The following is a 19,983-nucleotide window of genomic DNA, read 5'->3' as shown; positions in this document are numbered from 1 at the left end:
CCGATACAACAGGAGACGCCATGAAACCGAGTCGATCCTGGGCGCCACTGCTGGCCGTGCTCACGCTGCTGCTGGCGGTGCTGGCGGCATTGCCGCTGCCGGCGCGTGCTCAGCAGCAGCAAGGCCTGGTCGATGCCATGCGCGGCAGCACGCCCATCGGCAACGAGACCAAGGCCCCGATCATATACCCGACCGAGAACAAGGACATCCGCCGCAACCGCAACTACACCATGCAGCCGCCGACGATCCCGCACAAGATCGACGGCTACCAGGTCGACAAGGACTTCAACCGCTGCATGTTCTGCCACGCGCGCACCCGCACCGAAGAGACCCAGGCGATCCCGGTCAGCATCACGCACTACATGGACCGCGACAACAACGTGCTGGCCGAGGTGTCGCCGCGCCGCTATTTCTGCACGCAGTGCCACGTGCCGCAGGCGGACGCCAAGCCGCTGGTGGGCAATACCTTCATCGATGTCGAGCAGATGCTCAAGCGCAAGCCCGGCGCCAAAGGAGCGGCCGACACCAAGGGAGCGGCCAAATAAGGGCGCGACCAGATAGCAGCGCCCGGCCCCGACCTCAACCTCATTGCGGATGCGCGCCATGCTCGACCTGCTCAAGCGCTACTGGCGGACCATCAACCGGCCCAGCGCCTACTTCAGCCTGGGCTTCCTGACACTGGGCGGCTTTATTGCCGGCGTGGTGTTCTGGGGCGCGTTCAACACCGCGCTGGAACTGACCAACACCGAGCAATTCTGCACCGGCTGCCACGAGATGCGCGACAACGTCTACCAGGAGCTGCAGGGCACCATCCACTTCACCAACCGCAGCGGCGTGCGCGCCAAATGCTCGGACTGCCACGTGCCGCACAACTGGACCGACAAGATGGCGCGCAAGATGCAGGCGTCCAAGGAAGTCTGGGCCAAGATCTTCGGCACCGTCGACACGCGCGAGAAATTCCAGGCGCACCGGCTGACGCTGGCGCAGCACGAGTGGGCCCGCTTCAAGGCCAACGATTCGCTGGAATGCCGCAACTGCCACGATTACCAGTCGATGGACTTCACCCGGCAGAGCCCGCGCGCGCAGGCCATGCATTCGACCTACCTGGCCAACAAGGAGAAGACCTGCATCGACTGCCACAAGGGCATCGCCCATCATCTTCCGGACGTATCCAAGGCCGAGGAGAAATGACGCGTGCTGCTACCCGCCGCCCGGCCAGATCACGCGCCCGCGCTGAGCGTTGAAGGGCTCGGCCTGTCGCGCGCCGCCCGCCCGGTGCTGCGCGGCATCGACCTGGCGCTGTCGCCGGGCTGCCTGCTGCAGGTACTGGGGGCCAACGGTAGCGGCAAGACCAGCCTGCTGCGCGTGCTGTGCGGCCTCGCCGTGCCGGACGAAGGCACGCTGCACTGGCACGGCCGGCCACTGCGCGCCGGCGATCCTGCCTACCTGCAGGCGCTGGCCTATGTCGGCCATGCCAATGGCATCGACCCGGATTTGAGCCCGACTGAAAACCTGCGCTTTGCCGCACGCATGGCCGGCAGCGACGCGGCCGGCGCGGTCGCGAATGCACTGGCCGCGCAGGCACTGGAGCGTCTCGCGCACACGCCGGTGCGCGCGCTGTCGCAAGGGCAGCGGCGGCGCGTGGCGCTGGCACGCCTGTCGCTGGCGCGGCGCGCGCTGTGGCTGCTCGACGAACCGGTGGCGGCGCTGGATGCCGACGCCTGCGCGCGCTTCGACGCACAGCTCGACGCGCACCTGGCAGCGGGCGGCATGGCGGTGATCGCCACCCACCAGTTGCTGCGCAACGGCGGCGCGGTGCTGCGGCTGGAGGCGGCGACATGACCCGCACCCTGGCCGCCATCGTCGCGCACGACGTGTCGCTGTCCTGGCGCCGGCGTGGCAGCCTGCTCGGCAGCGTGGTGTTCTTTGTCATCGCCGCGAGCCTGTTCCCGCTGGCGATCGGTCCCGAGCCGCAGCAGTTGCGCGCGCTGGCGCCCGGGATCCTGTGGGTCACGGCGCTGCTGGCGTCGATGCTGTCGCTGTCGCGGCTGTTCGCGCAGGAGCACGCGGATGGCAGCCTCGACCAGTTGCTGCTGTCACCGCATCCGCTGGCGCTGCTGGTGCTGGCCAAGATCGCGGCGCACTGGCTGACCAGCGGGCTGCCGCTGTTGCTGCTGACACCGTTGCTGGCGCAGCAGTACGGGCTGCCGTGGGGTGCCTCGCTGCTGCTGTCGGCCTCGCTGCTGGTCGGCACGCCGACGCTCTCCCTGATCGGCGCCGTGGGCGCGGCGCTGACGCTGGGCGTGCGCGGCGGCGCGGTGCTGCTGTGCATCCTGGTGCTGCCGCTGTGCGTGCCGGTGCTGGTGTTCGGCGCCAGTGCCGCGGCGGCGGCCGACGCCGGGCTCGACGTGGTGCCGCAGTTCTCGTTGCTGGGCGCGTGCCTGGCGTTGTCGCTGTTCCTGTGCCCGCTGGCCGCCGCCGCGGGGCTACGCATCGCCATGGAGACGCCGGCATGAGCCAGCCGCTGCCCTCGCTGCATACCGCCGGAGCGCCCCGGGCGCGCTTTGCCTGGATGGCATACGCGGCGCCGGTGCGGTTCTATCCGCTGGCCGGGCGCATGGCACCGTGGTTTTTCGCCGCGGCGGCGGTGCTTGCCCTCGCCGGCCTGTATGTCGGCTTTGCCGTGGCGCCCACCGATGCGCAGCAGGGCGAGGTCTACCGCATCATCTTCATCCACGTGCCGGCGGCATGGATGTCGATGTTCATCTACCTGGTCATGGCCTGCTACTGCGCGCTGGCGCTGGTGCTGCGCACGCGGCTGTCGTCGATGATGGCCTCGGCACTGGCGCCCACCGGCGCGCTGTTCACGGCGCTGGCGCTCTGGACCGGTGCGCTGTGGGGCCAGCCGACGTGGGGCACTTGGTGGGTCTGGGATGCGCGGCTGACCTCCGAGCTGATCCTGCTGTTCCTGTACCTCGGCTTTATCGCGCTGGAATCCGCCATCGACGAGCCGCGCCGCGCCGAGCGTGCCTGCGCGGTGCTGGCGCTGGTGGGCGTGGCCAATATCCCGGTGATCTACTTCTCGGTGCAGTGGTGGAACACGCTGCACCAGGGCGCTTCGGTCAGCCTGACGGCGGCGCCGTCGATGGCGGCCACGATGCTGGCCGGCATGCTGCTGATGACGCTGGCATGCTGGATGTACACCATCGCCGTGGCGCTGGTGCGGGTGCGCTGCATCCTGCGCGAACGCGGCGAGGTGCCGCCCACCGGAGAGACATCGTGACCCTGTCGTCGCTGCTCCCCTATGGAGGCCATGGCATCTTCATCGCCGGCGCGTTCGGCATGAGCGCGCTGCTGCTGGCGCTGGAACTGGCGCTGCTGGCGCGCCGCTGCCGCGCCGGTGCGAAACAGGCCGGCACGCGCCGATGACGCCGCGCCAGCGCCGCTTCGGCATGCTCGCCGCGGCCCTGGCCTGCGGCGGCATCGCGCTGGCGCTGGTACTTAATGCCTTCCGCTCCAACCTGGTGTTCTTCTTCAGCCCGAGCCAGGTGGCGGCGCAGGAAGCGCCGGTGGCGCGCAGCTTCCGGCTTGGCGGACTGGTCGAGCCCGGCTCGATCCGGCGCGAGGGCGACGGCATGACCGTGCGCTTCGTCGTCACCGACACCGCGCGGCAGGTGCCGGTGCTCTACCGCGGCCTGCTGCCCGACCTGTTCCGCGAGGGCAAGGGCGTGGTCGCGCGCGGCAAGCTGGAAGCCGACGGCACATTCATTGCCAGCGAGGTGCTGGCCAAGCACGACGAGAACTACATGCCGCCCGAAGCCGCCGACGCGCTCAAGCAGGCTGAACAGGTGAACCGCCGCATGGCCGGGGCCCCCGCGCAGGGAGCGCGCCAATGATCGCCGAACTGGGGCACTTCGCGCTGATCGTCGCGCTGCTGGTAGCGCTGGTGCAGGCGGCAGTGCCGCTGGCGGGCGTGGCGCGCGGCAGGCTGGCGTGGATGGCGGTGGCGCGGCCGGCTGCGCGCGTGCAATGCGCGCTGGTGGCATTGTCGTTCGCGGCGCTGGCATGGGGCTTCGTCGCCAACGACTTCAGCGTGCGCTATGTCGCCGCCAATTCCAACAGCGCGCTGCCGCTTGCCTACCGCATTGCGGCGGTATGGGGCGGGCATGAAGGTTCGATGCTGCTGTGGACGCTGATGCTGGCGCTGTGGTCGCTGGCGGTGGCGCGCTACAGCCGCCAGCTGCCGCTGGCCACGGTGGCGCGCGTGCTGGGCGTGATGGGAGCGATCAGCGCTGGTTTCGTGCTGTTCCTGCTGTTTGCCTCCAACCCCTTCGTGCGGCTGCTGCCGCCGGCGATGGCGGGGCGCGACCTCAATCCGTTGCTGCAGGACCCCGGCATGGTCTTCCACCCCCCGCTGCTCTACATGGGCTATGTCGGCTTCTCGGTGACCTTCGCCTTCGCCGTGGCGGCACTGCTGGCCGGGCGCGTCGACGCCGCCTGGGCGCGCTGGTCGCGGCCGTGGACCACGGTGGCGTGGGCCTTCCTGACGCTGGGCATCATGCTCGGCAGCGCCTGGGCGTATTACGAACTGGGCTGGGGCGGCTGGTGGTTCTGGGATCCGGTCGAGAACGCCTCGTTCATGCCGTGGCTGGCGGGGACCGCGCTGATGCATTCGCTGGCGGTCACGGAGAAGCGCGGGGCGTTTCGCGCTTGGACCGTGCTGCTGGCGATCTTCACGTTCTCGCTGAGCCTGCTCGGCACCTTCCTGGTCCGCTCCGGCGTGCTGACCTCGGTGCATGCGTTCGCGGTCGATCCCAGGCGCGGCATCTTCATCCTGGCCCTGCTGGGCCTGGTCACCGGCATTGCGCTGGCGCTGTACGCATGGCGCGCGCCGCGCTTGTCGTACGTGTCGCGGCGGGTCGAGTTTGCCGCGGTCTCGCGCGAGTCGCTGCTGCTGGCCAACAACGTGCTGCTGGCGGTGGCGGCGGCAACGGTGCTGCTCGGCACGCTCTACCCGCTGCTGGTCGATGTGCTGGGGCTGGGCAAGATCTCGGTCGGGCCTGCCTACTTCGAGCAGGTGTTCGTGCCGCTGATGGCTCCCGCGGTGCTGCTGATGGGCGCGGCGCCGCTGGCGCGCTGGCGCCATGGCAGCCTGCCCGACATGGCGCGGCGGCTGCGCTGGGCCGGCATCGCCAGCGTGGCCATCGGCCTGGGACTGCTGCTGGTGCTGCGCAACACCTCCGCCATGACCGGGCTGGGGCTGCTGCTGGCGGCATGGTGCGTGCTGAGCGCGGTGGCGAGCCTGGCGGGCAGGCTGCGCCATGAGCAGGGGCGCAGGTTCAGCGCGCTGCGCCAGCTCGCGCCCAGCTACTGGGGCATGCTGCTGGCGCACGCCGGCGTCGGCATCTTCATCGCGGGCGTGACGGTGGTCACCGGACAGGAAAGCCTGCGCGAACTGCCGATGCGCGCGGGCGATACCGTCAGTGTCGGCGGCTACGACTTCCGCTTCGCCGGCGTGAGGCAGGCCGCCGGTCCCAATTACGACGCGCTGCGCGGCACGCTGACCGCCTCGCGCGACGGCAAGCGCGTGGCGGTGCTCCATCCCGAGCGCCGCATCTACCGCAGCCAGGACATGCCGACCACCGAGGCCGCGATCGACAGCGGCCTGACGCGCGACCTGTACGTGGCGCTGGGCGAGAACGTGTCCAACGGCGCCGACGGCAGCGCCTGGGCCGTGCGCATCCACGTCAAGCCCTTCGTCGACTGGATCTGGGCGGGCTGCGTGCTGATGGCGCTGGGCGGCCTGCTGGCCGCGTGCGACAAGCGCTACCGGCTGCGCCGCCGCGCCGCGGCCGAAGCCGCTCCCGCGCCGACGAGTGCCCCTGCCGCGCCCGCACTGGCTTCCACGCGCGAGGAGACGCCGGCATGACGCGTTTCCTGCTGCCGCTCGCCGCCTTCCTCGCGCTCGCTGTCGCGCTGGCCGCGGGCCTGCGCCACGATCCGCGCGAACTGCCCTCGCCGCTGGTAGGCAAGGCCGCGCCCGCCTTCACGCTGCCGCTGCTGGAACCGGAAGGCCGCACGCTGGCGTCCGCCGACATGCGCGGCAAGGTGTGGCTGCTGAATGTGTGGGCCTCGTGGTGCGCGGCCTGCCGCACCGAACATCCGGTACTGGTCGACTTCGCCGCGCGCGCGCCGGTGCCACTGTACGGCCTGAATTACAAGGACGAGGCCGGCGCCGCGCGCGACTGGCTGCAGCGGCTCGGCGACCCCTACACCGCATCGCTGGTCGACGCCGACGGGCGCGTGGGGATCGACTACGGCGTCTATGGCGTGCCCGAGACCTTTGTCATCGACCAGCACGGCGTGGTGCGCTACCGCCAGGTCGGCCCCGTCACGCGCGAGGTGCTGGAGCAGAAGCTGATCCCGCTGATCGAGCGCCTGCAGCGCCAGGGAGGTCGCCATGCATAGGCTTCGCGCTGCGCTTGCCCTGTGGCTATGCTGGCTGCCAGTGCTGGCGGCTGCCGCGCCGACCGAGGCCGAGCTCGATGCGCGCGTGCATGCGCTGTCCAATGAACTGCGCTGCCTGGTGTGCCAGAACCAGACGCTGGCCGACTCCAACGCCGACCTGGCCGTCGACCTGCGCCGCCAGATCCGCGAGCAGCTGCGCGGCGGCGCCAGCGACCAGGCGGTCAAGGACTACCTGGCGCAGCGCTATGGCGACTTCGTGCTGTACAAGCCGCCGCTGCGGCCGCTGACGTGGCTGTTGTGGTTTGGCCCGCTGCTGCTGGTTGCCGGCGTCGCATGGGCGATCGTGCGGGCCCGCGCGCGTCACCGCGGCACGGGCGCTGCACTCGACGACAGCGCCCGGCGCCACCTTGAAAGCCTGCTCAACGACGCCGCCGATCCTGCCAGCCCCCGACAACCATGACGACCTTCTGGCTGCTCGCCGCCGCGCTGATCGCCGCCGCCATGGCCGGGCTGTTGTGGCCGCTGCTGCGCCGCCTCGCCACTCCTGACCCTGGCACGCCGGAGCGCATGCTGCTGGTCGACCTGTACCGCGACCAGTTGCGCGAGCTCGACGCCGACCTGCGCACCGGCACGCTGAGCGCGACCCGGCATGCCGAAGCCCGCGACGAACTCGGCCGCCGGCTGCTGGATGAAGCCGCGGACACCGCCACCGGCACGCACCGCGCCAGCACTTCCCCCCTGCTCGCCGCGGCATTGCTGGCGGCGTTGCCGAGCGCCGCCATCCTGCTCTACCTGCACCTGGGCAACCCCGTCGCGCTCTGGCGCGCCGGCGACATGCCGGACGTTGGCGGCAGCCAGCACCAGCTCAGCGGCGCGCAGGTCGAAGGCATGGTCAACCAGCTGGCGCAGCGGCTGCGCGAAGCGCCGGCCGATCCCGAAGGCTGGGCCATGCTGGCGCGCTCCTACAGCGTGCTGGAGCGGCATGCCGACGCTGCGGCGGCCTACGCCCGCGCCGTCGAGCTGGCGCCAGAGGTGGCATCGCTGCGCGCCGATTACGCCGATGTGCTGGCCAGTCTCAACCATGGCTCACTGCAAGGCCTGCCAATGGCGGAGATCGGCCGGGCGCTGGCGCTGGACCCGGATGACCCCAAGGCCCTGGCGCTGGCGGCCAGCGCGGCGGTGGAGCGCGGCGACAAACAGGCGGCGATCGGCTACTGGGAACACCTGCACCGGCTGCTGCCCCCGGATTCGCAGACCGCGGCGCGCGTGGCCGCAAACCTTGTCGCGGCGCGCGGCGATTCCGCCGCGCAGCCGGCGAAGATCACCGGCATGGTCACCCTTAGCGAAAGGGCCGGGCGCACGCCGCAGCCGGGCGACACCCTGTTCGTCTACGCCCTGCCCGCCGACGGCTCGCGCATGCCGCTGGCCGTGGTGCGCCGGCTGGCGCGCGACCTGCCGCTGACGTTCACGCTGGACGATGCGATGGCGATGCGGCCCGACCGCAAGCTGTCGGCGCACACGCAGGTGGTGGTGGAGGCGCGCGTTTCAGCAAGCGGCAATGCCATGCCGCAGTCGGGCGACCTGGTCGGGCGCAGCGGTCCGCTGGCAGTCGGCAGCGAAGGCGTGCGGATCGCGATCGACGCCGCCGTGCCATAGCGCTCAGGCAGCCAGCGTCGCCCTCAGGTTGGCCAGCATGTCCGCGACCATTTCCTCCAGGCCGTACTGCGCCTTCCACCCCCAGTCCGCGCGCGCCACCGAATCGTCGATCGAATCCGGCCAGCCTTGCGCGATCGCCTGGCGGTAGTCGGGTTCGTAGCGGATCTCGAAGTCCGGCACATGCTTGCGGATCGCCGCGGCGATCTGCGCGGGCGTGAAGGTGGTGCCGGCGATGTTGTAGCTGCCGCGTTCGCCCAGCCGTTCCGCAGGTGCCTCCATCAGTTCGATGGTCGCGCGCAGCGCGTCGGGCATGTACATCATCGGCAGGGCCTCGTCTTCCTTCAGGAAGCACGTGTAGGGCTCGCCCTTCACGGCAGCATGGAAGATATCGACCGCATAGTCGGTGGTGCCGCCGCCAGGCGGCGTCTTGTGCGAGATCAGCCCCGGATAGCGCACGCTGCGCACATCGACGCCGTGGTTGGCGTGGTACCAGCGGCACCAGCCCTCGCCCGCCTGCTTGGAGATCCCATAGACGGTGGTCGGCTCCATCACGGTCTTCTGCGGCGTATCCACCGATGGCGTGGTCGGGCCGAACGCCGCGATCGAGCTGGGCCAGAACACGCGCTCCAGCCCGGTCTGCCGCGCCAGTTCCAGCACGTTGAGCAGGCTCGTCATGTTCAGGTTCCAGGCCCACTGCGGCGCCTTTTCGCCGGTGGCCGACAGCGCCGCCGCCAGCAGGTAGACCTGCGTGATGCCATGGCGCTCGACCACGGTGGCGAGTTCGCCGCGGTCGGTGGCGTTGAGCATCTCGTGCGTGATGTGCACGTGGCGGCCGGTCGGCACCACGTCGGAGGTAATGACGCTGCCGCGGCCGTAGCGCTCGGCCAGCGCCAGTGCCAGCTCGGAGCCGATCTGGCCGTTGGCGCCGACGATCAGGATCCTGGGAGTGCCGTCGGTCATCGGATCAGCCCCAGTTCGCGGCCGGCCTGGCCGAAGGCGTCCAGCGCCGCCTGCAGCGTGGCCTCGTCATGCAGCGCGCTCATCTGCACGCGGATGCGGGCCTGGCCCTTGGGCACCACCGGGTAGAAGAAGCCCACCACGTACACGCCCAGCTCCAGCAGCCGCTGCGCCAGCTGCTGCGCCTTGTCGGCGTCGTAGACCATGATCGGGATGATGGGGTGGTCGCCGGCCTTGACGTCGTAGCCCAGCTGGTCCAGCCCGGCGCGGAAGAACCTGGTGTTGCGCTCGAGCCGGTCGCGCAGCTCGGTGCTGCCTTCAAGGATATCGAGCACCGCGATCGACGCGCCCACGATGGCCGGCGCCACCGTGTTCGAGAACAGATACGGCCGCGAGCGCTGGCGCAGCAGCGCCACCACTTCCTTGCGCGCACTGGTGAAGCCGCCGGACGCGCCGCCCAGCGCCTTGCCCAGCGTGCCGGTGATGATGTCGATCTTGCCGAACACGCCGCGCGCCTCGTGCGTGCCGCGGCCGCGCTGACCCATGAAGCCGGTGGCATGGCATTCGTCGATGCCCAGCAGCGCACCGTACTCGTCGCACAGCGCGCGCATCTGGTCCAGGCGCGCCACGGTGCCGTCCATCGAGAACACGCCGTCGGAGAACACCAGCGTGTAGCGCGCGCCGTCGGCGCGGGCCTGTTCCAGCTGCGCGCGCAGGTCTTCCATGTCGTTGTGCTGGTAGCGGTAGCGCCGCGCCTTGGACAGGCGGATGCCGTCGATGATCGAGGCGTGGTTGAGCGCATCGCTGATGACCGCGTCCTCCGCCCCCAGCAGCGTTTCGAACAGGCCGCCATTGGCGTCGAAGGCCGAGCCGTAGAGGATGGTGTCCTCGGTGCCCAGGAAGGCCGACAGCCGCGCCTCGAGCGTCTTGTGCAGGTCCTGCGTGCCGCAGATGAAGCGCACCGAGCTGAGGCCGAAGCCGTGCGTGCGCAGCGCCTCGTGGGCGGCCTCGATCACGCGCGGATGCGACGACAGGCCCAGATAGTTGTTGGCGCACAGGTTGATGACCTCGCGGCCGTCGCTGGTGCGCACGCGCGCGCCCTGCGGCGTGGCGATCACGCGCTCGTTCTTGTACAGCCCGGCGTCGCGGATGGACTGCAGCTCGTCGCGGATGGACGCATAGAACGCCTGGGCATTCGGCATGGCTTGGCTCCTTGGTCTGGTAGAAGGGTCGACGGGTGTGCCGGCGGATGTGCTACGATCCGGTCGATAAATCGAACAAGTTCTGTATATCGAACATTTTGCGCAATATAACGAACATCATTCCATGACGCAAGCCCTGGTCCAGACCCCCCCGGCCGACGGGCCGCCCGCTGTCGGCATGGCGCTGCAGGCGCTGCGCCAGCAGCAGCGGCTGTCGCTCGACGAACTGTCGCGCCGCGCCGGCGTATCCAAGTCGATGCTGTCGCAGATCGAACGCAACCTGGCCAACCCGACCGTGGCGGTGCTGTGGCGGCTGGCCAATGCGCTCGGCGTGAGCCTGACCGACTTCCTCGCCGGCGGCGCCGCGGAGCGTGCGGGCGGCGGCATCACCGTGGTCCAGCCGCACGCGATCCCGTCGCTGAAGAGCCCCGACACGCGCTGCGACCTGCGCATCCTGGGCCCGATCGACCTGGCCGGGCGCTTCGAGTGGTATGAGCTGACGATCCAGGCCGGCGGCGTGCTGGCCTCCGAGCCGCATGAGGCCGGCACCCAGGAACACCTGTCGGTGCTGAGCGGATCGATGACGGTGCGCGCGGGCGCCGACGAAAAGAAGCTGCGGCACGGCGAGACCGCGCGCTATGCGGTCGATGTCGCACATGCGATCTCCAATGGTGGCAAGACCACGGCCACCGCACTACTGGTTGTAGTGCATCCGGGCTAAGGCGGGCAAGGAGGCCGCGCTCCCCGCCGTCCCGGCCAGTGTGGTTCAGCGCGCGCCGAACAGGCGCCGCACGCGCTCCCACAGCACGCCGAAGAACATCGCCACCGGATTCAGCCGCGCGACCTGGTTGCGTTCGGCTTCGCTCAGCGTCGGATCCATCCTGCGCGCTACCGACCTGCCGAAGTCGGCGATCATCCGCCGCACGAAGTCGCGCACCAGCCCCGAGCGCGAGAACTGTGCGAGCGGACCTTGCAGCGAATATTGCAGGTCGACCGCGACTTCGGTCTCGCCGGCCGACAAGGCTCTGAGCTGGTAGGCGATATCGCCCGAGGCCTTGGAATTGCTGAGCGAGTCCTGTCCCGCGCCCTTCAGCACGCCGCGCTTGTTCGCGTCATCGCGCTGCAGGCGCGCGGCGCCTTCAAACCTAGCCGACATGGGGCCGAACTTGATGGCGATATGGCCCTTGACCTTCTCGCCGGCCACTTCCGTCAGCACCGCGCCGGGCAGGCAGCCCGCCACGGCCGGCAGGTCCGCCATGAAGGCCCATACCTCGTCCAGCGCATAGGGCACGGTGAAGCCGCCTTCGATGCGCGACCAGCCCTTGCGGTCGGCCGAGCGCTCGGGCTCGGCGCTGCCCGCCGCAGCCAGGTGCGGCTGCGTGCCGAGCGCCTCGTCCGCGACAGTGAAGCCCGCGAACGGCAGCGGTGCGGCGGCCGCGCCGGCATGCCGCGCGATCACGCCGGCGGCCGCGCGGCGCGCGTCCAGCACCGAACGGATCGCGGCGACGATGCCCATATAGCCGGTGCAGCGGCACAGGTTGCCTGACAGTTCATGGCGGATGGTGGCTTCGTCGGCATCGGGCAGGCGCAGCACGATATCGCGTGCGGTGGCCAGCATCCCGGGCGTGCAGTAGCCGCATTGCAGGGCGTGGTGCCGGTTGAAGGCGGCGCGCAGATCGGCCATGACCGCGTCGTCCTCGTAGCCCTCCACCGTGACGATGTCGGCGCCCTGACAGGCGGCGGCAAAGGTGATGCACGAGCGCACCGGCTTGTCGTCGACCAGCACGGTGCAGGCGCCGCACACGCCGTGCTCGCAGCCCAGGTGGGTGCCGGTCAGGCGATGCGTGTCGCGCAGGTAGTCGCCCAGGTGCGTCCGGTCCGCGCACGCGCCGGACACCCGGCGGCCGTTGACGGTGAATTCGATAGTCTGCACGGCGCTCCTCAGTTCAGCAGTTGCGTGACGCAGCGCATCACGACGGTTCGGTACAGCTTGCGGTCGATGGCGTCCTTGCCCGGCGCGGCCTGGGCGACCGCCTCGGCGACGGCATCGGCCGTCAGCGCGGCCGCGCCCTGCGCCGCGACGGCGCGCGTCAGGCCGGGCAGCACCATCGGCGGCCCATCCAGCGCACCGAGCACGATGCGGGCGAAGCGGCGGCTGGCGTCGAAGTACGCGGCGCAGCTGGCCTCGGCGAATTCGCCGGTCTTGCGGCAGAGCTTCTGGTAGCCCCAGCGGCTGTGCGCCGTTTTCGGCGGCACCCGCACCGCGGCGATCAGCTCGCCGTCGGCCAGCACGGTGGTGTAGGCGCCGAGCATGAACGACTCCATCGGCACTTCGCGCGTGCCGGCGGCGGACGCGATCTCGATGTGCGCGCCCAGCGCGGTCATGGCCACGACCCAGTCGGCCGCGGGGTCCGCATGTGCGAGGCTGCCGCCTACGGTGCCGCGGTTGCGGATCGCCCGATAGGCGATGCCGCCGGCAACGGCCTGCAGCATGGTGCCGCGCAGCGGCTCGAACACGCCGTCCTCGATCTGCGCGTGGGTCACGCAGGCGCCGATGCGGATGCCGTCAGCGGTTGCGGCCACGTCGCGCAATTCGCGCAGCGCCGACACGTCGACCACCGTATCGGGGCGGGTCAGGCGCAGGTTCAGCATGGGCCCGAGCGATTGCCCGCCGCCCATGGCCTTGGATACATCGGTGCCCGCGCCGAGGCGCGACAGCGCTTCCGGCAGCGAGCCGGGAGCTTGGTAGGAGAATGCAACGGCTTTCATCGGTCAGGCTGCCTTCCGGTTATGCGCATCGGCCGCGGCCGCTTCCAGCGCTTCCAGGATCTTGCGCGGCGTCAGCGGCGTCTCCTTCAGCTCGACGCCAAAATCGCGCAACGCGTCGTTGACGGCATTGAAGATTGCCGCCGGCGGCGCGATCGCCCCGCCCTCGCCCATGCCCTTGGCGCCGAACTCCGTATGCGGTGACGGCGTCTCGAAATGATGGATGCGGATCGACGGGATCTCGGTCGGCCCCGGCAGCATGTAGTCGGCCAGCGTCGACGCCAGCGGCTGGCCGTTGCCGTCGTAGTGCATGGCTTCGAACATCGCGGTGCCGATGCCCTGCGCCACGCCGCCGTAGGTCTGCCCTTCCACCACCATCGGGTTGATCATGGTGCCGCAGTCCTCCACCACGACGTAGTCGAGGATCTCGACGTGGCCCGAATCGATATCGACTTCCACCGCCACGGCGTGCGTGGCATAGGTGAAGCTGCCGGTATCGACGGCGGGCTTGAAGCCCATCGTCACTTCCAGCCCCTGCGCGTCGACGTCCGGCGGCAACAGGTGCGGGTTGATGTACCAGGCGTTGGCGATGCGCGCGATATCGGCCGTGCCCGCGTCCCCGGCCGCGACGGCGCCATCGCGGAACACCACGGCGTCCTGCGGCTGGCCCAGCATGTGCGCGCCGATCTTCAGCAGGCGGGGCAGCAGCGCCTTGCATGCGCGCGACACCGCACCGCCCGACATCACCAGCGAGCGCGACGCATATGTGCCCGTCGAGAATGGCGTCAGGCCGGTATCGCCGTGCACCACCTTGATCCGCGCGATATCGATGCCAAGGATCTCGTTGGCGATCTGCGCGAAGGTGGTCTCCATGCCCTGCCCGTGCGAATGCACGCCCACGCGCACCTCCAGCCCGCCGTCCGGCGTGATGCGCACCGTCGCCGAATCGAAACCCGGGATCACCGGCGTGCCCCACGCGGCGAACACCGAGGTGCCGTGCGCCGATTGCTCGGTGTAGGTGCCGAAACCCACGCCGACATAGGTGCTGCCCTGCGGCCCCGCCTGCTGGCGCGCGCGGATCGCGGGCAGGCCGATCATCTCCATGGCCTTGCGTACGCTGGCCGGGTAATCGCCGCCATCGAAATGCTTGTTGGTGACGTTGACATAAGGCATGGCTTCGGGCGGCACCAAGTTTTCGCAGCGCACCTCCCACGGCTCGCGTCCCACTTCGCGGGCGATGGCGTCGATCATCAGCTCCATCGCAAAGCAGACGCCAGTGCGCGCCACGCCGCGATAGGGTACGAAGCCAGGCTTGTTCGTCGCCACGCAAGTGGTTTCGCAGCGGTAGCCGTCGAAGGCGTACGGCCCCGGCAGGTTGCCGATCGCCTGCCCCGGTTCCAGCCCGATGGTGAACGGCCACACCGAATAGGCGCCGCCATCGATCACGAGCTTTGCATCGAGGGCCAGCAGGCGGCCGCGCGCATCGGCGTACGCGGTCAGGTCGTAGTGATGCTCGCGCGAGTTCGCGCCGGCGGTCAGGTGCTCGCGCCGGTCCTCGATAAAGCGGAACGGGCGCTTGTACGTCAGCGCCAGCCACGCGACGCACAGCTCTTCCTGCTGCAGCACGCACTTGTAGCCGAAGGCGCCGCCCACGTCGGGCGAGATCACCCGCACGCGCTCCTGTTCCAGCCCCAGGCAGTGCGCCAGGATCGTGCGGATCATGTGCGGCACCTGCGTCGCGCTGTAGACCACCAGCTGGTCGAACTGGTGGTCCCAGTAGGCCAGCACCGCCTTGCCTTCCATCGGCACCATGCACTGGCGCGCGAGGTCGATCTGGCGGCGCACCACCACCGTGGCCTCGCGCTGGCGCGCCTCGAAGTTCTTGTCGGCGGTCAGCGTCAGGAAGGTGTTGTCGCGCCAGTGCTCGTGCACGCGCACCTCGCCGGCAAGCTGGCGCGCCTGGGTCACGTCGGCCAGCGCGGGCAGTTCGTCGAACGACACGGCAACCTGCTCGGCAATGTCTTCGGCCTCGGCGCGCGTAGGTGCGAACGCCATCGCCACCGGCTCGCCGACGAAGCGCACCTTGCCGCTGGCCAGCGGAGGCTGCGCCGAAGGCTGGTAGGACGGGAAGGCGGAGTCGGCGACGATGTCGCTGGCCGCCGTCATGTCTTCGCGCACGATCACCGCGGCGGCGTGACTGGACGGCTTGGTCACCGACAGCAGCCGCGCGTGCGCGACCGGGCTGCGCAGGAACGCCACTTCCTGCAAGTCCGGCATGGCGATGTCCGCGACGAAGCGGCCCTTGCCGTGAAGGTGCCGCGCGTCCTCCTTGCGCGCCACGCGGGCGCCGACGCCCTGGCCGCGCGCGCTATCCGGGTGATCCGGTTCCATCGACGATGTCATGGCCCTGTCCGTTCCGATGATAAGCGTGGTTTATTCAGCATACTGACCAAAATCCTATGGAAATGCCGGAGTGCCTGTCAATTGCGGCTTTACCGCATGCCGGCCCTTCAGGCGCCTATTCCCGCACGCCAATGGCTGCCAGCCCGTCTGTCCGCGTCGCGACGGTTGCATACTTCTGCGCCATGTCGAACAGGTTGGCCTCATGCGGACCCAGCGCGCGGTCGCCCACGCAGTCGGACAGCACCAGCGGGCGGAAGCCGTACTGCATCGCATCGACCACGCTGGCGCGCACGCACCCGCTGGTCACGGCGCCGGCCACCAGCAGCGTGCGCACACCGCGCTGGGTCAGCCACGCCGCCAGCGACGTGCCGAAGAACGCCGACGGCACCGTCTTGCGCACCACCAGTTCGCCTGGCTGCGGCGCCAGTTCCGCCACGATGGCGCTGTTGAAGGCATGCTCCTTCAGCGTCAGCATGTTCGGCACCTTCATCGAGAAGACGTTGTGGTCGGCGCCATCGTCGGCATAGACGATGCGGCTGTGCGCGACCGGCCAGCCTTCGCGCCGCGCCACCGCGAGCAGCGGCACGGTACTGGCGATGGCGTCGCGGATATTGCCGCCGCCGAAGACGGCCGGATCGGCAAAGCCGTTGACGAAGTCCACAATCAGCAGCCCGAAGGGTCCGGCCAGCTCCAGCGTATTGCCAAAGCCCTGGCGCTGGTACGCGCCGATTTCCTTGTGCATCACGACTTGTCCTCCGGGTAGCGGAAGCCGTCGGTCACCTTGCCCGCGGTCACTACATCGACGCCGTCCAGGCGCACGGTGCAGCGGCGCACGGGGATATCGATATGGCAGGCCGTGGTGCGATGGCCGCCGGCCTCGTTGTTCGGCCCGAGCGAGAACAGGAAGTTGCCCTCGAACGCGCGCGCATCCATGCCGATGGTGGCCTCGCGGTCGTACAGGCCGAGCGTCGACCAGTGCGCGCGCGGCTGCAGACCCCAGCCGATATGCGAGATCGCATACGCTTCGGGGTCGTTGAACGACGCCATGTACTCGCTCAGCAGCTCGGCATGGAGCCCGCCTTCGATGCGCGTAGCAAAGCCGGCCTCGACCGTCAGCCGGATCGGCTCGGTGACGTAGGTCTTCTGCGGCAGCAGGATGTCGCCCTGGTCCAGCACGATGGTGCCGTGGGCGGCGCCTTCGTTCGGCCAGGTGAGCGCGAAGCCGCTGGGCCAGTGGTCCCAGCGCCCGGGCTCGTCGACAAAGCCGTACTCGCTGATGGCAGGGAATTCACCCAGCGGGCAGCGCAGGTCGGTGCCGGCGGGCGAGACGACGTGCATCTCTTTCGCGCTTGCCAGCCGCTGCGAGGCTGCCTTCACGCGTTCGCGATCGGCCTCGCAGGGCACCATGCGCGCCAGCACCTCGGGCGGCTCGACGGCCAGCAGGATTTTGGTGCCGCCCAGCAGGATCTCGTGCTGCTCGGGCGAGAACAGCAGCGTCATCAGGTCCAGCACCAGGTCGCTCGCCTTCAGCGCGGCGATGGCGGCCGGGTTGCCGGTCAGCGGCGTGGTGCCGAGGTAGGCGAGCGCATCGCGGCTCAGCGCCTTTTCGCCGTTGACCGGCGGCAGGTCAAGCCGGTTGACGATGGCGCCCATCGACTGCGTGGCGGTAAGCGCCGTGGACAGCGTCTGCGGGTGGGTGGCGGCGCTGGTCAGGATGGTGACGGTCTGTCCCGGCTCCAGCCGGGACAGTCGCAGCACCTTGCGCCAGGCCTCGATCATCTGGTGGTCGCTTACCGGCATGTCGGCTCCTTGTTCGCTGATTGCGCCAGCGGCGCGCCGAGGAAATCCCCCAGCGCCGCGTAAAAGCCAGCTTCGTCGTCCCACGGGATCATGTGGCCGGCATTGGCCACGTGGCTGACCAGCACGCCGGGCAGCAGCGTGCGGATCTCCGCGACGTCTTCGGGCCGCACCACGTCGCCGCGCCCTGCGGTGATCAACAGCGTGGGCACCCCCACCCCCGGCATGTCGGCATGGATGTCGTCACGGTGGAAGTCCTCGAAGCTGCGCACCACCGCGTCTTCGTTGCAGGTGTGCAGCCATTCGGCGCGCAGGCGCAGTTGCGCGTCGGTCCAGGTCGGGCAGAAGCGGCGCATGCCTTCCAGGTCGGTGCCTTCCCGGGACAGCCGGATCGAATCGACGTACCACGGCAGTTGCGCCGGATATGGGCGACGCCCGGGGCCCGAGACAGGCGGGTCGACCATCACCAGCCGCGCCAGCCCGTGCGGCCTTCCCGCCGCGGCTCGCAGGCCGATCCGCGCGCCCATCGAATGGCCGACCACGCTGTAGCGCGGCAGGCCCAGCGCTTCGGCAAAGGCGACGACGTCGCGCGCCTGCGCATCGAGGCCGTAGTCGAGCTCAGGCTCCGCCGACGACAGCCCGCGGCCGCGCACGTCGAGGATGTAGGTATCGAAGCGCGTGCCGAACTGCTCGCCGACGAAACCCCAGGTGATGGCAGGGCTGGTGATGCCCGGCACGATAACGACCGCGTCGCGCCCGGCACGCTCGCCCTCACTGCCGCCGTAGCGCAGGTAATGCTGGCGGATGCCATTGACGTGGACGTGGCCTCCATATTGGAATGTACTCACGGCCGCTCCTCAGTACGCGCCGGACAGCAGTGCGCCCGCGCCTGGCACGACCGGCTCGAGGTCCAGCGCCCGGAGCATCGCATAGGTAGTGGCAATAGCGGCGGTCAGCACCGGCTTGCCGGTCATCGCCTCGACCTTCGCCACGGCCGGCAGCGACGGCATCTGCACGCAGGCAGACAGCACGATCACGTCGGCATCGCGCGTGTTCATCTGCGCGACGATGCCCGGCAGCCGCGCGGGATCGTGCCGGCCGACTTCCAGGTTGTCGGGGATTTCCAGCGCGCGATAGTCCACGACTTCATAACCCTCGTTGCGGATGTAGTCCACGACCAGTTCGGTCAGCGGCTTCATGTAGGGCGCGACCACCGCAATGCGCTTCGCGCCCATCACCTTCAGCGCATCCACCAGCGCGCCGGCACTGGTGATGACGGGCGCGTCGCCGCCATTGGCCGTGGTGTGTGCCTTCAGTCGCTGCTCGGATTGCCGGTGGTAGCCATGGCCCATCGCCATGATCGCGACCAGGCAGGCATAGCCGAGCACGTCGACACGGGCATCGCTCAGCTCCACCGCGCAGCGGTCGGACTCGGCATCCATTGCCGCCAGCTCTTCCTTGACCACCTTCTTCATCCGCATGCGGCTGGAATGGAAGGTGAAGCGTTCCGGGCGGATCTGCTGGCGCGCCATCAGCATGGCCGGGATTTCGGTTTCCATCGTCGTGTTCGAGCTGGGGACGATCTGGCCGATACGAAAGACTTTTTGCATGGGGGTTCCAGGTTGTGCGATCAGAGCTTGAGCAGGCGTTGCGCGTTGCCATGGCAGACCAGCGCGCGCGTGGCGTCGTCGAGCGGCGCGCTGTCGATGAACCGCGCAGCCACTTCGGTGGATTCATAGGGATAGTCGACCGAGAACATCACCGCCTCCGACCCCAGTTCGGCGATGGCGCCCGTCAGCGCGCCGTGCGAGCACACGCCCGAGGTGGTGATGACGATATTGCTGCCGATATATTCGGACGGGGCCCGCTCCAGCCTGACGCCGTGTGAATAGACCGCGAAGCGGCTGTCGAAGCGCCAGCGCTGGTAAGGCAGGCCCTCGCCCATATGGCCGAGGATCAGCTTCAGGCGCGGGAACCTGTCGAACACGCCGCTGAACAGCAGGCGCAGCGCGTGCGACGCGGTTTCTACGCCCCACCCCCACGCGGCCCCCGCCAGTTCCGGATGACCGGCCAGCACTTGCGGCGACACGAAGGCATCGGTCGGATGCAGGTACATCGGCACGTCCAGCGCCTGCATGCAGTCCCAGAATGCGTCATAGGCGGGATCGTCGTAGTAGCGCCCGTGCGTATGGCCGTTCACCAGCGAGCCCTTGAAGCCGAGTTGCAGCACGGCGCGCTCCAGTTCGGCCGCCGCTTGCGCGGGGTCCTGCATCGGCAGCGCGGCGAAGCCGGCATAGCGTGTCGGATGGCGGGCAATCTGCGTCGCCAGAAAGTCATTGCTCTCGCGCGCCCGGGTCAGCGCCAGTTCCGGATCGGCTTCGCCCTGCACGCCGGGTCCGGTTTGCGACAGCACGGTGATGTCGATACCGCACCGGTCCATCTCGGCCAGGCGCTCTTCGTCGAAATCGGCAAGGCGGCGACCAAGCTCGGCGAACGCCGCCGGATCGATATGCTGCGTGAACCCTTTGGAATATGCCTGGAAGCCGGGGGTCATGAAATGCTCTTCCAGGGCGATCTTTTTCATGTAGGTCATGCTTGTGGGGGCTCCTGATGGGTGGAATCGCTGCGTGCCGAGCTTGTGCCGCGAGCTTGTGCCGCATGTGCAAGCGCGTTACCTCTTCAATTGCTCAGTACACTGATTAGTTTCGGATTCTAGTCAGCGGATTTTCAAAAG

The 19,983-nt window shown here is 69.3% G+C and carries 22 protein-coding genes; 12 read left to right on the top strand and 10 right to left on the bottom strand.

Features of this window, described 5'->3' with window-relative positions:
* The first annotated feature begins 20 nt into the window (after nt 1-20).
* The 11 genes from C7416_RS23305 to ccmI are packed head-to-tail and all read left to right on the top strand — an operon-like array spanning nt 21 to nt 8,124.
* A complete protein-coding gene (locus C7416_RS23305; protein ID WP_111521129.1) occupies nt 21-545 on the top strand; it encodes a nitrate reductase cytochrome c-type subunit in 525 nt (174 codons plus the stop codon).
* A gap of 58 nt (nt 546-603) precedes the next feature.
* Entirely contained in the window at nt 604-1,191 is a 588-nt protein-coding gene (locus C7416_RS23300; protein WP_111521201.1) for a cytochrome c3 family protein, read from the top strand.
* Between the two features lie 3 nt (nt 1,192-1,194).
* The gene (gene ccmA, locus C7416_RS23295; RefSeq protein WP_373425082.1) at nt 1,195-1,842 is read left to right on the top strand and encodes a cytochrome c biogenesis heme-transporting ATPase CcmA; all 648 of its coding nucleotides are present in this window, start codon (nt 1,195-1,197) and stop codon (nt 1,840-1,842) included.
* The gene (gene ccmB / locus C7416_RS23290; protein ID WP_111521128.1) at nt 1,839-2,516 is read left to right on the top strand and encodes a heme exporter protein CcmB; all 678 of its coding nucleotides are present in this window, start codon (nt 1,839-1,841) and stop codon (nt 2,514-2,516) included. Before ccmA ends, ccmB begins: the two co-directional genes overlap by 4 nt.
* Complete coding sequence (locus C7416_RS23285; RefSeq protein WP_111521127.1) at nt 2,513-3,283, top strand: heme ABC transporter permease; 771 nt, start codon at nt 2,513-2,515, stop codon at nt 3,281-3,283. Before ccmB ends, C7416_RS23285 begins: the two co-directional genes overlap by 4 nt.
* Nucleotides 3,280-3,429, top strand: a complete 150-nt coding sequence (gene ccmD / locus C7416_RS23280; RefSeq protein WP_115712754.1) for a heme exporter protein CcmD — start codon at nt 3,280-3,282, stop codon at nt 3,427-3,429. Before C7416_RS23285 ends, ccmD begins: the two co-directional genes overlap by 4 nt.
* Nucleotides 3,426-3,896 carry a cytochrome c maturation protein CcmE gene (ccmE, locus tag C7416_RS23275; protein WP_111521126.1) on the top strand — a complete coding sequence of 157 codons (471 nt, stop codon included), beginning with the start codon at nt 3,426-3,428 and terminating at the stop codon, nt 3,894-3,896. The genes ccmD and ccmE overlap by 4 nt, the downstream gene beginning before the upstream one ends.
* Nucleotides 3,893-5,929: a heme lyase CcmF/NrfE family subunit gene (locus tag C7416_RS23270; protein ID WP_111521125.1), complete on the top strand. Its 2,037-nt coding sequence runs from the start codon at nt 3,893-3,895 to the stop codon at nt 5,927-5,929. The genes ccmE and C7416_RS23270 overlap by 4 nt, the downstream gene beginning before the upstream one ends.
* On the top strand, nt 5,926-6,468 hold the full coding sequence (locus C7416_RS23265; RefSeq protein ID WP_111521124.1) for a DsbE family thiol:disulfide interchange protein: 543 nt from the start codon (nt 5,926-5,928) through the stop codon (nt 6,466-6,468). The genes C7416_RS23270 and C7416_RS23265 overlap by 4 nt, the downstream gene beginning before the upstream one ends.
* On the top strand, nt 6,461-6,928 hold the full coding sequence (locus C7416_RS23260) for a cytochrome c-type biogenesis protein (RefSeq protein WP_111521123.1): 468 nt from the start codon (nt 6,461-6,463) through the stop codon (nt 6,926-6,928). The genes C7416_RS23265 and C7416_RS23260 overlap by 8 nt, the downstream gene beginning before the upstream one ends.
* Nucleotides 6,925-8,124 carry a c-type cytochrome biogenesis protein CcmI gene (gene ccmI / locus C7416_RS23255; RefSeq protein ID WP_111521122.1) on the top strand — a complete coding sequence of 400 codons (1,200 nt, stop codon included), beginning with the start codon at nt 6,925-6,927 and terminating at the stop codon, nt 8,122-8,124. The genes C7416_RS23260 and ccmI overlap by 4 nt, the downstream gene beginning before the upstream one ends.
* Before the next feature lie 3 nt (nt 8,125-8,127).
* Here ccmI and C7416_RS23250 read toward each other — a convergent pair whose 3' ends face one another.
* Nucleotides 8,128-9,084 (bottom strand): L-threonine 3-dehydrogenase, encoded by a 957-nt coding sequence (locus C7416_RS23250; RefSeq protein ID WP_111521121.1) that lies wholly within the window; start codon nt 9,082-9,084, stop codon nt 8,128-8,130.
* Nucleotides 9,081-10,283 (bottom strand): glycine C-acetyltransferase, encoded by a 1,203-nt coding sequence (gene kbl, locus C7416_RS23245; protein WP_111521120.1) that lies wholly within the window; start codon nt 10,281-10,283, stop codon nt 9,081-9,083. Before kbl ends, C7416_RS23250 begins: the two co-directional genes overlap by 4 nt.
* Before the next feature lie 124 nt (nt 10,284-10,407).
* On the opposite strand from kbl, the gene C7416_RS23240 reads away from it, so the two are divergent.
* Nucleotides 10,408-11,004: a helix-turn-helix domain-containing protein gene (locus C7416_RS23240; RefSeq protein WP_111521119.1), complete on the top strand. Its 597-nt coding sequence runs from the start codon at nt 10,408-10,410 to the stop codon at nt 11,002-11,004.
* 45 nt (nt 11,005-11,049) lie between these two features.
* Here C7416_RS23240 and C7416_RS23235 read toward each other — a convergent pair whose 3' ends face one another.
* The 8 genes from C7416_RS23235 to C7416_RS23200 all read right to left on the bottom strand — a co-directional run bounded on the left by C7416_RS23235 (nt 11,050) and on the right by C7416_RS23200 (nt 19,842).
* Complete coding sequence (locus C7416_RS23235; RefSeq protein ID WP_111521118.1) at nt 11,050-12,216, bottom strand: xanthine dehydrogenase family Fe-S subunit; 1,167 nt, start codon at nt 12,214-12,216, stop codon at nt 11,050-11,052.
* A gap of 8 nt (nt 12,217-12,224) precedes the next feature.
* Nucleotides 12,225-13,052, bottom strand: a complete 828-nt coding sequence (locus C7416_RS23230) for an FAD binding domain-containing protein (protein WP_111521117.1) — start codon at nt 13,050-13,052, stop codon at nt 12,225-12,227.
* A gap of 3 nt (nt 13,053-13,055) precedes the next feature.
* Nucleotides 13,056-15,452 carry a xanthine dehydrogenase family protein molybdopterin-binding subunit gene (locus tag C7416_RS23225; RefSeq protein WP_111521116.1) on the bottom strand — a complete coding sequence of 799 codons (2,397 nt, stop codon included), beginning with the start codon at nt 15,450-15,452 and terminating at the stop codon, nt 13,056-13,058.
* A 115-nt stretch (nt 15,453-15,567) separates the two neighbouring features.
* Complete coding sequence (locus C7416_RS23220) at nt 15,568-16,194, bottom strand: N-carbamoylsarcosine amidohydrolase (protein WP_111521115.1); 627 nt, start codon at nt 16,192-16,194, stop codon at nt 15,568-15,570.
* Nucleotides 16,194-17,252 carry a 2,5-dihydroxypyridine 5,6-dioxygenase NicX family protein gene (locus C7416_RS23215; RefSeq protein ID WP_111521114.1) on the bottom strand — a complete coding sequence of 353 codons (1,059 nt, stop codon included), beginning with the start codon at nt 17,250-17,252 and terminating at the stop codon, nt 16,194-16,196. Before C7416_RS23215 ends, C7416_RS23220 begins: the two co-directional genes overlap by 1 nt.
* Entirely contained in the window at nt 17,243-18,097 is an 855-nt protein-coding gene (locus C7416_RS23210; RefSeq protein ID WP_111521113.1) for an alpha/beta fold hydrolase, read from the bottom strand. The genes C7416_RS23215 and C7416_RS23210 overlap by 10 nt, the downstream gene beginning before the upstream one ends.
* Before the next feature lie 9 nt (nt 18,098-18,106).
* On the bottom strand, nt 18,107-18,859 hold the full coding sequence (locus C7416_RS23205) for a maleate cis-trans isomerase family protein (protein ID WP_111521112.1): 753 nt from the start codon (nt 18,857-18,859) through the stop codon (nt 18,107-18,109).
* A gap of 20 nt (nt 18,860-18,879) precedes the next feature.
* Complete coding sequence (locus C7416_RS23200; RefSeq protein ID WP_111521111.1) at nt 18,880-19,842, bottom strand: amidohydrolase family protein; 963 nt, start codon at nt 19,840-19,842, stop codon at nt 18,880-18,882.
* Nucleotides 19,843-19,983 lie beyond the last annotated feature (141 nt).

The sequence above is a fragment of the Cupriavidus phytorum genome (assembly GCF_003254285.1).
GTDB classification, from domain to species: domain Bacteria; phylum Pseudomonadota; class Gammaproteobacteria; order Burkholderiales; family Burkholderiaceae; genus Cupriavidus; species Cupriavidus phytorum.
Note: the sequence above shows the minus strand (reverse complement) of the source record. Positions and strands in the feature narration are given on the sequence as shown.

Bases quoted from the DNA above. Each gene is read 5' to 3' on its own strand.
- C7416_RS23305 (WP_111521129.1), top strand. From the start codon at position 21: ATGAAACCGAGTCGATCCTGGGCGCCACTGCTGGCCGTGCTCACGCTG.
- C7416_RS23300 (WP_111521201.1), top strand. From the start codon at position 604: ATGCTCGACCTGCTCAAGCGCTACTGGCGGACCATCAACCGGCCCAGC.
- ccmB (WP_111521128.1), top strand. From the start codon at position 1,839: ATGACCCGCACCCTGGCCGCCATCGTCGCGCACGACGTGTCGCTGTCC.
- C7416_RS23285 (WP_111521127.1), top strand. From the start codon at position 2,513: ATGAGCCAGCCGCTGCCCTCGCTGCATACCGCCGGAGCGCCCCGGGCG.
- ccmE (WP_111521126.1), top strand. From the start codon at position 3,426: ATGACGCCGCGCCAGCGCCGCTTCGGCATGCTCGCCGCGGCCCTGGCC.
- C7416_RS23270 (WP_111521125.1), top strand. From the start codon at position 3,893: ATGATCGCCGAACTGGGGCACTTCGCGCTGATCGTCGCGCTGCTGGTA.
- C7416_RS23265 (WP_111521124.1), top strand. From the start codon at position 5,926: ATGACGCGTTTCCTGCTGCCGCTCGCCGCCTTCCTCGCGCTCGCTGTC.
- C7416_RS23260 (WP_111521123.1), top strand. From the start codon at position 6,461: ATGCATAGGCTTCGCGCTGCGCTTGCCCTGTGGCTATGCTGGCTGCCA.
- ccmI (WP_111521122.1), top strand. From the start codon at position 6,925: ATGACGACCTTCTGGCTGCTCGCCGCCGCGCTGATCGCCGCCGCCATG.
- C7416_RS23250 (WP_111521121.1), bottom strand. From the start codon at position 9,084: ATGACCGACGGCACTCCCAGGATCCTGATCGTCGGCGCCAACGGCCAG.
- kbl (WP_111521120.1), bottom strand. From the start codon at position 10,283: ATGCCGAATGCCCAGGCGTTCTATGCGTCCATCCGCGACGAGCTGCAG.
- C7416_RS23240 (WP_111521119.1), top strand. From the start codon at position 10,408: ATGACGCAAGCCCTGGTCCAGACCCCCCCGGCCGACGGGCCGCCCGCT.
- C7416_RS23230 (WP_111521117.1), bottom strand. From the start codon at position 13,052: ATGAAAGCCGTTGCATTCTCCTACCAAGCTCCCGGCTCGCTGCCGGAA.
- C7416_RS23225 (WP_111521116.1), bottom strand. From the start codon at position 15,452: ATGACATCGTCGATGGAACCGGATCACCCGGATAGCGCGCGCGGCCAG.
- C7416_RS23220 (WP_111521115.1), bottom strand. From the start codon at position 16,194: ATGCACAAGGAAATCGGCGCGTACCAGCGCCAGGGCTTTGGCAATACG.
- C7416_RS23215 (WP_111521114.1), bottom strand. From the start codon at position 17,252: ATGCCGGTAAGCGACCACCAGATGATCGAGGCCTGGCGCAAGGTGCTG.
- C7416_RS23205 (WP_111521112.1), bottom strand. From the start codon at position 18,859: ATGCAAAAAGTCTTTCGTATCGGCCAGATCGTCCCCAGCTCGAACACG.
- C7416_RS23200 (WP_111521111.1), bottom strand. From the start codon at position 19,842: ATGACCTACATGAAAAAGATCGCCCTGGAAGAGCATTTCATGACCCCC.